General features: G+C 54.2%; 8 protein-coding genes. 1 reads left to right on the forward strand and 7 read right to left on the reverse strand.

Annotation, left to right across the window (positions count from 1 at the left end):
• Window positions 1-8: 8 nt before the first annotated feature.
• The 6 genes from B7444_RS02195 to edd form a co-directional block, all read right to left on the reverse strand.
• Window positions 9-1,367 (reverse strand): hypothetical protein, encoded by a 1,359-nt coding sequence (locus B7444_RS02195; RefSeq protein WP_007282672.1) that lies wholly within the window; start codon window positions 1,365-1,367, stop codon window positions 9-11.
• Between the two features lie 107 nt (window positions 1,368-1,474).
• Window positions 1,475-1,828 carry a hypothetical protein gene (locus B7444_RS02200; protein WP_007282671.1) on the reverse strand — a complete coding sequence of 118 codons (354 nt, stop codon included), beginning with the start codon at window positions 1,826-1,828 and terminating at the stop codon, window positions 1,475-1,477.
• Window positions 1,825-3,402, reverse strand: coding sequence for a bifunctional phosphoribosylaminoimidazolecarboxamide formyltransferase/IMP cyclohydrolase (purH, locus tag B7444_RS02205; protein ID WP_007282670.1), 1,578 nt, complete (start codon window positions 3,400-3,402; stop codon window positions 1,825-1,827). The genes B7444_RS02200 and purH overlap by 4 nt, the downstream gene beginning before the upstream one ends.
• Window positions 3,399-3,962 (reverse strand): metal-dependent hydrolase, encoded by a 564-nt coding sequence (locus B7444_RS02210; RefSeq protein ID WP_016738108.1) that lies wholly within the window; start codon window positions 3,960-3,962, stop codon window positions 3,399-3,401. Before B7444_RS02210 ends, purH begins: the two co-directional genes overlap by 4 nt.
• Before the next feature lie 200 nt (window positions 3,963-4,162).
• A complete protein-coding gene (eda, locus tag B7444_RS02215; RefSeq protein WP_007282668.1) occupies window positions 4,163-4,786 on the reverse strand; it encodes a bifunctional 4-hydroxy-2-oxoglutarate aldolase/2-dehydro-3-deoxy-phosphogluconate aldolase in 624 nt (207 codons plus the stop codon).
• Window positions 4,787-4,797: 11 nt separating this feature from the next.
• Window positions 4,798-6,645 carry a phosphogluconate dehydratase gene (edd, locus tag B7444_RS02220; RefSeq protein WP_007282667.1) on the reverse strand — a complete coding sequence of 616 codons (1,848 nt, stop codon included), beginning with the start codon at window positions 6,643-6,645 and terminating at the stop codon, window positions 4,798-4,800.
• A gap of 428 nt (window positions 6,646-7,073) precedes the next feature.
• On the opposite strand from edd, the gene B7444_RS02225 reads away from it, so the two are divergent.
• Entirely contained in the window at window positions 7,074-7,754 is a 681-nt protein-coding gene (locus tag B7444_RS02225; protein WP_007282665.1) for a YfdX family protein, read from the forward strand.
• A gap of 84 nt (window positions 7,755-7,838) precedes the next feature.
• Here the strand turns inward: B7444_RS02225 and B7444_RS02230 are convergent, their stop codons facing one another.
• Window positions 7,839-9,587 carry a Hint domain-containing protein gene (locus B7444_RS02230; protein ID WP_146911246.1) on the reverse strand — a complete coding sequence of 583 codons (1,749 nt, stop codon included), beginning with the start codon at window positions 9,585-9,587 and terminating at the stop codon, window positions 7,839-7,841.
• Between the last annotated feature and the right edge of the window lie 190 nt (window positions 9,588-9,777).

The following is a 9,777-nucleotide window of genomic DNA, read 5'->3' on the forward strand; positions in this document are numbered from 1 at the left end:
ACCTTCCTTCAGGCTGTCAGATCAACAACGCCACGAAGCAGTGTTCGAGACGATTGAGCAGATGCTTGTGTTTTGTTTCTGGAAATCGAAGGCGATCCAAGATGCTCAGCATCCCCGGTCGCCAAACGGTTTTCCTGACCAGATCCGTCCCCCGAACTCTCAGAGAAATGTCCCATCAGGCTCAGCGTGAGATCTGTCGGGATAATGGGCTGATCAGGTGATATTGGAATGATACCCTGGTTCAAAGTGGCAAAAAGCTCACTTTTATCCTCCGCCAGAGATTGGAGAACATCAGGATTTTCAGCGCGGATATGAACATGTCGTTCGCCATCTTCCGCCTGGTCAATGGAAACATGAACCTTTCCACCTTCCCCCAGGGACATTTCAATCTCTGTGTTGAGATGACTTGCGGAAGATAGATGGGAGATGACCGGCATGTCCTCCTGTGCCGGAGCGGACCTGACGTCAGAACGCGCAGAAACCGTTTCGACGGTTGACGCCTGCCCTTTACTTCCATCCGCCGCATCAGAACCTTCTGCTCGCATATTCGATACAGGAGTTAATGAAGATCCGATTGTCCCAGGAAATGAAATATTTTCCTGTGTTGCGCTTTGTTCAGACACCGAGAAGTCGTCCTCAACTGAGACCACTTCATCTTCTGGCGTACTATCCAAGAGAGTGGAGGCAATAGGGGCGGCTAAGTTGTCATCTACAGACTGTGTTGCGTTATCAGGCGCAGAGACCGCACTTCCAGTCGCTGTGTTTTGCATCGCGACAGGTTCAGAAGGGATTGTCTGCCCACTCTCAGGGCGTATCTGTGTTGTCAAATTTAATACCTGAAGAGAGACATCTTTGGCCGCTGGAGACTCAGGAGTGTTTTTGACGGACTCTTCGGCAGAAATTGAGGTCTCGCTTTCCGGTTCTTCTGTTCCGGATGATGACTTCGACTGCACTTCCTTCTCATCGGTCTCAGACGAAATTTTCTCTGCGGAAGATGTTGAAGGTCCACCCGAACGAAGCTGTACTGACTGGGGTTCAGCTTTCAAAACTGGGGTTTTTTGAGTTTTCTGATCACAGTTTTGACGCAGTTCGCTTTGACCCACAGTACTTGAGGTCGAAGCCTTCTGTATCTTGTTATCCTGAATAGGATTGGGCGTTTCCGGAAACGGATCAGGTTCTTTTTTCCCTGATAACTGCGCCGCATTATTACGCACGGGCGTTTTCGAGACCAGCTCTTCACCAGTGTGAACGTAGCTTTTGAGAAAATCCTGAAACCGTTCTGTTGAAGCGAGTTGCGCTCCTACAAGAACAGACGACCAGTTCTGATCACCCCCTGCATGTAGGGAGGGTAGAATTTGTAACAACACCAAGCCCTCCCCGACTGTGAGTAACGGACATCCGGGGAGGAGAATTGCACAATAGATGTGAAGAAAAGGTTTATGACGTACCCCTCTATTCAGAGGGATACGAAAGCTCAGTTCTGAATATGATCATACCCTGGCGATCCCGGGAACGGACCGCGAGCCACTGCTGCAGGGTTAGGGCAAACAGGCGGATTACCATCCAGGGCAAAAGCCTGAACCGTGTGGGTTGCCTGGGCCACAAGCCCGCGAACGGCCAAAGGCTGTGCCAGCCGAACATTCGCCAAAAGTTCTTCCGGCAGAATGACCGTTGTTCCGTCTCTCAACAGTACGCCACTCGGCGTAATCCGAGAAACAATACCCTTCGTGACCGGAAGCGGCGACATATCATAAAGACAGGGCGCAGCGTCAGCCACCAAAGGAGCGGAAAGAGCCAGTAGCAGACTGGCGAATGCGAAAGGTTTCAATGCCGGAAATGCCTCATGCCTGTGAAGACCATGGCAATACCCGCCGCATCTGCGGCGTCGATCACCTCTTGATCGCGAATGGAGCCACCTGGCTGGATCACAGCGACAGCACCGGCAGCAACAACACTTTCCAGACCATCCGCGAAGGGGAAGAACGCATCCGAGGCTGCGACAGAGCCCTTGGTCAACGGCGCGGCCTCACCAGCGACCTCTGCGGCGTCCTCGCTCTTGCGCGCTGCAATCCGTGCGCTGTCGACCCGTGACATCTGACCCGCACCAATACCAACTGTCGCATTTTCACGGACATAAATTACGGCGTTGGATTTAACATGCTTGGCCACCCGGAATGCGAAAAGAAGATCTTTCATTTCCTGAGCAGTCGGCGCTCTCTTTGTGACGACCTTCAGATCCTGTTCTGTCACACGACCTGCATCCCGGCTCTGTGCCAGGAAGCCACCTGCTACAGAGCGGAACGCCAGCCCTTCAGCAGTAGGGTCAGGCATACCGCCGGTCAGCAGAAGGCGCAGGTTTTTCTTGCGGGACAGAATTTCGATAGCCCGCTCGTCTGCATCAGGTGCCACAATCACTTCCGTGAAGATGGAACTGATCCGCTGAGCCGTCGCACCATCCAGAGTACGGTTCACAGCAACGATGCCACCGAATGCTGAAACCGGATCACAACGCAGAGCGGCAATCCAGGCGTCTTCCAACGTAGCCGCAGAAGCCACGCCACACGGATTGGCGTGCTTCACGATTACGACGGTAGGCGCATCAAACTCTGCCACCGCTTCAAACGCGGCATCCGTATCATTCAGGTTGTTGTAGCTGAGCGCTTTACCCTGAACCTGACGTGCTGTCGCAATCCCCGCCCGCGTGCTGCCATCGCGATAAAAAGCAGCTTTCTGATGCGGATTTTCGCCATAACGCAGCAATTCATCACGTGAGCCGCTCAGCGTCAGAACCGGCGGCAGAAGTTCCCCTGCCCGCTCTGCAAACCAGCGCGAAATCATGCCGTCATAAGACGCCGTATGAGCATAGGCGGCACCGGCATAATCCCGGCGTTCGCTCAGATAGGTTCCACCAGCCTCAATCGACTTTACAAAGTCACCATATTGGTCCGGCGATGTCAGGATCGCGACATGCCCGAAATTCTTGGCAGCCGCGCGGATCATGGCAGGGCCACCAATGTCGATGTTCTCGATGCAATCTTCGTCACCAGCACCGGAAGCAACGGTTGCCGCAAACGGATAGAGATTGACGCAGACAAGGTCGATCGGAGCGATGCCATGCTCTTCCATCTGGCTCAGATGAGCCGGAAGATCACGACGTCCCAGAATGCCACCATGAACCTGCGGTACCAGCGTCTTGACGCGGCCATCAAGGATTTCAGGAAAGCCGGTATGTTCGGAAACATCCTTGACTGTCAGACCTGCCTCACGCAGCGCCCGTGCCGAGCCCCCCGTCGAAAGCAGTTCTGCACCGTGGGCTGCAAGTGCACGCCCCAGTTCAATCAATCCCGCCTTGTCAGAGACGGAGAGAAGGGCGCGACGGACGGGGAGTCGGGTCTCAGTCATGATGGAACTGCAATATCCTTCAAAACATGTCCATGCAACCGCTGGTGATGCATGGCAGGAGGAGCGTGATCGCCGAATGGATCACGGCCCGCGAACCCTGCCCAACCCAATAAAAACAGGGTGGGCAGAAGAAGCATGATCTCACCCAAGCCGCCCGTACGGACGTAGGGCCAGAAAGACAGTCGGGAACGGCTCAACGGCGCGAGAAGCTGGCACCCACCGGTTGGGAGATCAGCAGCAATATGTGTCGCAGCCCCCAGAAGAAGGGCACCGACCGGGCCATACAGGGCATCTTTGCCCATGGTAGCGGAAACCAGACACGCAGCCAGAAGCAGAACAACGCCAGAATGCGTTAATCCACGATGACCTACCGTTCGAGCCAGAAAGCGGGACAGGAGTTTCACCCTCGCGCCAAGCATTGAGCGTTCCGTATCAATATCAGGCAGCAGGCTGCCGAGGAGCCCCGTACACACGGAAAGCGGCTCTGATGCAAGAATGTGCCACCGCATGGCACATAGTACGGCGAAACCGCCGATGAGGAGATGAGAGCGTCCAGTCACGCGCTCTTATGATCCGCTTCATCGCCTCAGAAAAGAGATAATCCCTTATTTTCTCACGATAAATTCCTTAAATCCCACAAACAGGCTACTTGTGATGTTCCCAATCCGTTCATGGCGCACCAACAGCAGCATTACGACAATAAAAAAGGCGATCCGAAGTTTCTCCGAATCGCCTTTGTTCCTCACAAACAGTCTGCTGTTCAGCTCTGACGGAGCAGTGCGGCAGCCGTCGCACGCTGTGTGACGGTCTTGGCATCAAATTCGCCAGCCGTAATCCAGGAGCCGCCGACACAGGACACTGAGGGAAGTGACAGCCATTCCGGTGCGCTTGCTTCCGTAATCCCACCGGTCGGGCAGAAACGGACATTCCCGAACACACTCGCCAGGCTCTTCAGAGCCGGAATCCCGCCATTGGTTACGGCCGGGAAAAACTTGAAACGCGTCAGGCCCAGATCCAGACCGCGCATGATATCGCCAGCATTCGCCACACCCGGAAGGAAAGGCACATCATGATCGCGGGCAGCATCCGCCAGCGGTGCAGTCAGACCTGGGCTAACAATGAAGCGTGAACCGGCCTTCACGGAACGCTCCAGATCCTTCGGGTTCAGAACCGTGCCTGCACCGACGAAAGCACCGTCTACCTTGGACATCTCTTCGATCACTTCAAGCGCACAAGGCGTCCGCAGCGTAACTTCGAGCGTGCTCAGGCCACCGGCGACCAGCGCTTCTGCCAGCGGGCGAGCCTGTGCCACGTCATTGACCACCAGCACCGGAATGACCGGGCAACGGGTCATGACGGCATCAAGTTTTGCGGTATCAGTCATGAAAATTGTCCTTAGTGAATATCGTCGCCAACGGTTTCGATCACGCGGTCCATCTGAGACAGCATCGCGGATGCGCCAGCCTCAGCAGGATCATGCACCGAACGCATGAGCGCGAAAAGCTCGCGGCCTGTTCCCAGACCTGGCGGTGGCGGCGGCACAACGTCACGGGCGTCCCACTCAGCCGCATCCACCAGAACCTCGATCTGCCCCGTCACAGCGCAAACACGGATCATGTCGCCATCTCGCACCTTCGCGATCGGGCCCCCGACCTGAGCTTCCGGGCCAACGTGAATGGCAGCCGGAACCTTACCGCTCGCGCCGGACATGCGACCATCCGTGAGCAGCGCAACCTTGTAGCCACGATCCTGAAGCACACCCAGCGTCGGTGTCAGCTTGTGGAGCTCTGGCATTCCATTGGCTTCCGGCCCCTGGAAACGCACGACTACGACGACATCCCGCTCCAGTTCGCCATTCTGGAATGCCGTTGCCACGTCATGCTGGTCGTGGAAAACACGCGCAGGCGCTTCAACCGTCAGATGCTCTTCGGAGATTGCGCTGCTCTTATAAATGCCACGCCCCACATTGCCCTTCATGAGCTTGATGCCGCCATCCGCCTTGAAGGGCTCGCTGACATCCCGAAGGATATCCCGATCCAGTGAAGGCTTGGCGTGGGTGTAGACCACCTCATCGTCCTGCAGGCTGGCACGGCAGGCATAATCTGCAAAACCGCCCCGTGAGACTGTCATAATATCCGTGTGCAGCAGACCAGCGCGGGACAGTTCAGCAATCACGGTCGGCATTCCACCAACATGATTGAACGCATTCACATCTTCCGATCCGCTCGGGTAAACGCGCGTCATCAGCGGTACGGCAGCAGAAAGACGGCTCAGATCTTCCCAGTCAATGATGATACCTGCAGCACGGGCAATCGCTGGCAAATGGATCGTGTGATTGGTCGAACCACCTGTTGCCAGCAGGCCAACAGCCGCATTGACGATCGCCTTCTCATCCACGCAATGCGCCAGCGGACGGACATCTTCACCGTTGAGACCAATCTCTGCCAGACGGTGAACACTGGCTCGAGTCACAGCCTGGCGCAGAGGCGTATTCGGATTGATGAAGGCGGAATCCGGCATCATCAGACCCATGATCTCGACCATCATCTGGTTCGTATTGGCCGTACCATAGAAGGTGCAGGTTCCAGCGCTGTGATAGGACGCGTTTTCCGCCTCCATCAGGCGATCCTGCCCAACCTTGCCCTGAACATAGAGCTGGCGGATCCGCTGCTTTTCCTTATTGGGCAGGCCGGACGGCATCGGACCAGCAGGAATAAGAATGGTTGGCAGGTGCCCGAAGCGGAGCGCACCCATCAGAAGCCCAGGCACGATCTTGTCACAGATGCCAAGCAGCGCAACGCCTTCAAACATGCCATGGCTCAGCCCAACAGCCGTGGACATGGCAATCACGTCACGGGAGAACAGGGACAATTCCATGCCCTCCTGTCCCTGCGTCACACCATCGCACATGGCAGGCGCACCACCCGCGACCTGAGCCGTCGCACCGACCTCACGGGCGAACAGCTTGATCTGATCGGGGTAACGGCCATAGGGCTGATGCGCCGAAAGCATGTCATTATACGTCGTGACGATCCCGAGATTGGTACTCGTGGGACGCATGAGGTCCGGTTTGTCAGATGCGGCAGCAGCAATGGCGTGAGCGAGGTTTCCGCAGGCCAGACGCGGACGCGAGACGCCCTTCGCCCGGTTCCGCTCCATCAGAGCAAGATAACGGCGACGGGAGACTTTCGAACGCTCGATAATCCGGGCGGTCACACTCTCGACGACGGAATTCAAAGACATTGGAACACTCGCTGCTCAACTGACACACGCGCTGCCAGACGGAAAAAACGTTCTTTCCGCTGAAAGACACAGCCTCGTGAAGGGGCTATGTTCATACGGAAACGGACTTGCAACGGCAACCACCCCTTCCCGTGCTTTAGGGAAATATTTTTATTTTATTTCTTTTTGTTGAGTTTTTTCTTTCCATTTAGAACATAAACGCCACACAAAATGGAAACAAAATACCCAGAAAGCTTGCGCTTACAATTTAAGAATGATCCATTTTCCGAGAAATTTTCTGTATTATTAAAATCAAGAAACAGAGAAGCAAGTATTCTGTACAAATTTTATCCGAATAATCGACGAAAAATAAACCATATTTCAATTGAAATTGCGACCGACACGCCCACATACAAGCGGAATAGACTTATTGATTACAGGATATTTCCATGAAGATTTTCTTTTCTCTTCTTGCATCCGCTGTTCTGACGCTCTCAACCGTTCCGGCTCACGCCTCATCACTCCACAAGGATTGGGAATCTTTCAAAGCACATCGAGCATTCCACCACCTGTCCTCAGATGGCCAGCACACCATGACGGACATTCTGAAAGCCCGACAGATTCTGGCTGCCGGACAGACTGACGCGGCGATCCCAGCCCTTTATGATGCGCAGAAGCGCCTCGTTGCAGCCACGAAGGCCACCCAGAAGTTCCAGGCTGCAGAAAGTGAGCTTCATACAGCACCAGGCCACCCCCTTCCTCCGGAGCATCACGCAGCCACAGGTCAGCTTGACTGGCTGCCAGTTGGGGGCGAATTCATTGCCAGCGAAACGCTCGCGCCAGAGCAGAAAGCCGCCATCGCATCAGCCAATACGCAGTTGAAAAACGGTGACACTGATGCCGCGTCTCAGACAATGAAGGTTGTCGGCCAGAATGCAGACTTCATTCTTGCGCTCGCACCCATTTCGCCACTTCAGGGCACCATCAACCGCGCAACTGTCTTCACTGAAGGACGACACCCAAAAGAGGCCATGGAAGCTCTTGATGAAGCGTTGAACTCCATCGTGTTTGTTTCTGAAGACTTTGTGACATCCATCGTTCCCGACAAGACTTCTTCTACCAACAAGTAATTTCGCCCCTGCAAAAGGGCGAATAAAAAAGGCGACACCTCCGAAGATGTGTCGCCTTTTTTATTCAGTATTTCAGAAGTAACTTTAGGCTGAAAGCGCCTGAGCACCTTCTACAACGTCCGCCACGAGATATGGACCAGCGCCCGCAATTTCCAGCGTCAGGATGCTACTAACATTCGTCGCACAGGCGGGAAGTACAAGGAACGCATAGCCCGTAGTCCAGCGATGCGTACCTTCCGATGCATTCCAGCCCGAAAGCTGACCGTCCAGATGGGAGACAATCCTATGCTGGTTTGCATTCGAAGACGTCAGATGAGCCGCACCCACCAGTACACCCAACTGACGACGATCATCCACGAATGGCCCGATCGTGTCACAAGGACGGCTGGTGCGGGAAACCACATAAACCCCACGCGTACCAGATGGCAGCATGAACGACACGTCTGAACCGACCTGACGCAGCGGATGAACCGTCAGCCCTTCGGTCGTCACCAGATGCAAACCTGCATCTGTCGTTACTTCAGCGGCACCGTCTACAGAAACACCCTGCTCGATCGAACGAGCGGCAAGAGATACATGAAGTGGCTCAACAATATCCCGAGCAGTCATGAGGGGCGCAGCTGCATCCGCCCATGTCTTGGCCCGCAGGGAAATGATGTTGTCGCTCCCTTCAAAGATGCCCTTGTGCCCCGTATCCAGGAAGGATTCTGTCGCACAGTCATCCGCGAAGATCACAGAGTGATCAGCCGTCTCGATATGATAGTAGAAGAAGCTGCTTTGGCTGCGATCGTATGCAATAGAACCACCATTGACGAGCATACGGACAGGAACAAAACCGCCATTCAGAAACAGGCTATGCTCGGACGTGACAAACAAATCACGCGAGGGAACGCCTTCAGCGATAGCACCGGCCGCAATACGGACCGGGTAGCCTGCCTCATCCGCTGGAAGACCAGCTCGCGTATAAGCAAATTTCCGTCCCGTCCAGACGATCTCACGAGCAACTGACTGGCCATCAACCAGAGCAGCAACCTGTTCGCCGACCTGAATATCCTCGACGGCCTTTTCAGAACCATCAGCCATCCGGATCATCGCGCCGGCAAGGAAACAGACATATACATTGGAACCGATGTCACCGACAATGTACTCACCATCGCTCGTCTTGTTCGAGGGAAGAGTTTTAGCCGTTCCGCTCAGAACTGAACTCTTAGCCGGAACGAGAACCTCAAAACCAAGATAGCCGCTGCTCTTACTGCCAGCAGGCTTGAATGTCTTGTCGTAAATCAGCTCAGAACCGTTGGCGGTGCTGGTGCCGTAGGTTCCAACAATACGGACAGAACCGTCGCTGGTCACACCTTCAGCCACAATGCTAACGGCCTTATTGGGCTTGTCATCACTGGTAACAAGACCATCAATGACAGCAGACTGAATGGACTGCCACGTCCACGTCGACTGACCCGTACCGCCCTTGCCCGGATTATACTCGCTGTAAACCCACTTCGGTGTTGCATCCAGTTTCAGGGATGAACCCGAAACGCTCATGTTGATTGTACCATTAACGTGAGCGTTAGACGCAATTTCCAGATATGCGCCATTAACATTGATCCCGCCGCTGGCATCGTTTGTAGCGCTGTTAGTAACAGCCTTTCCGATCGTCACATTATCAGGAACCACATAGTATTTCCCGGCCTTAAGGGTAATAGTTCCTGAATTACTGGAAAGAATATAAGGGTCAGTCTTCGTCCCGCTTCCCCCGCTTGTGGTAGGAGCCGAAGCCGTTGCCTGAGCCGCGGCAGTTGTTGAACTGTTATCGGTTTTGTTCCGGGACGACATATCATTTCCCTCAAAATATTTCAAAAAAACACATCACAGCGAACCGAAAGAAACCTTTCGTCACACTCAGGCTGATAGCGTTAATTTTTTTTGAAAAAAAGAGAAAAAGCAGTACAAATACATTATTAACGAGTTTTTATCGAAAAACCTTAGAGCCTGTTTGGAAAATCGATCTGATGTGATTCAAGCT

Source organism: Gluconobacter thailandicus F149-1 = NBRC 100600, from assembly GCF_000964465.1.
GTDB lineage: Bacteria > Pseudomonadota > Alphaproteobacteria > Acetobacterales > Acetobacteraceae > Gluconobacter > Gluconobacter thailandicus.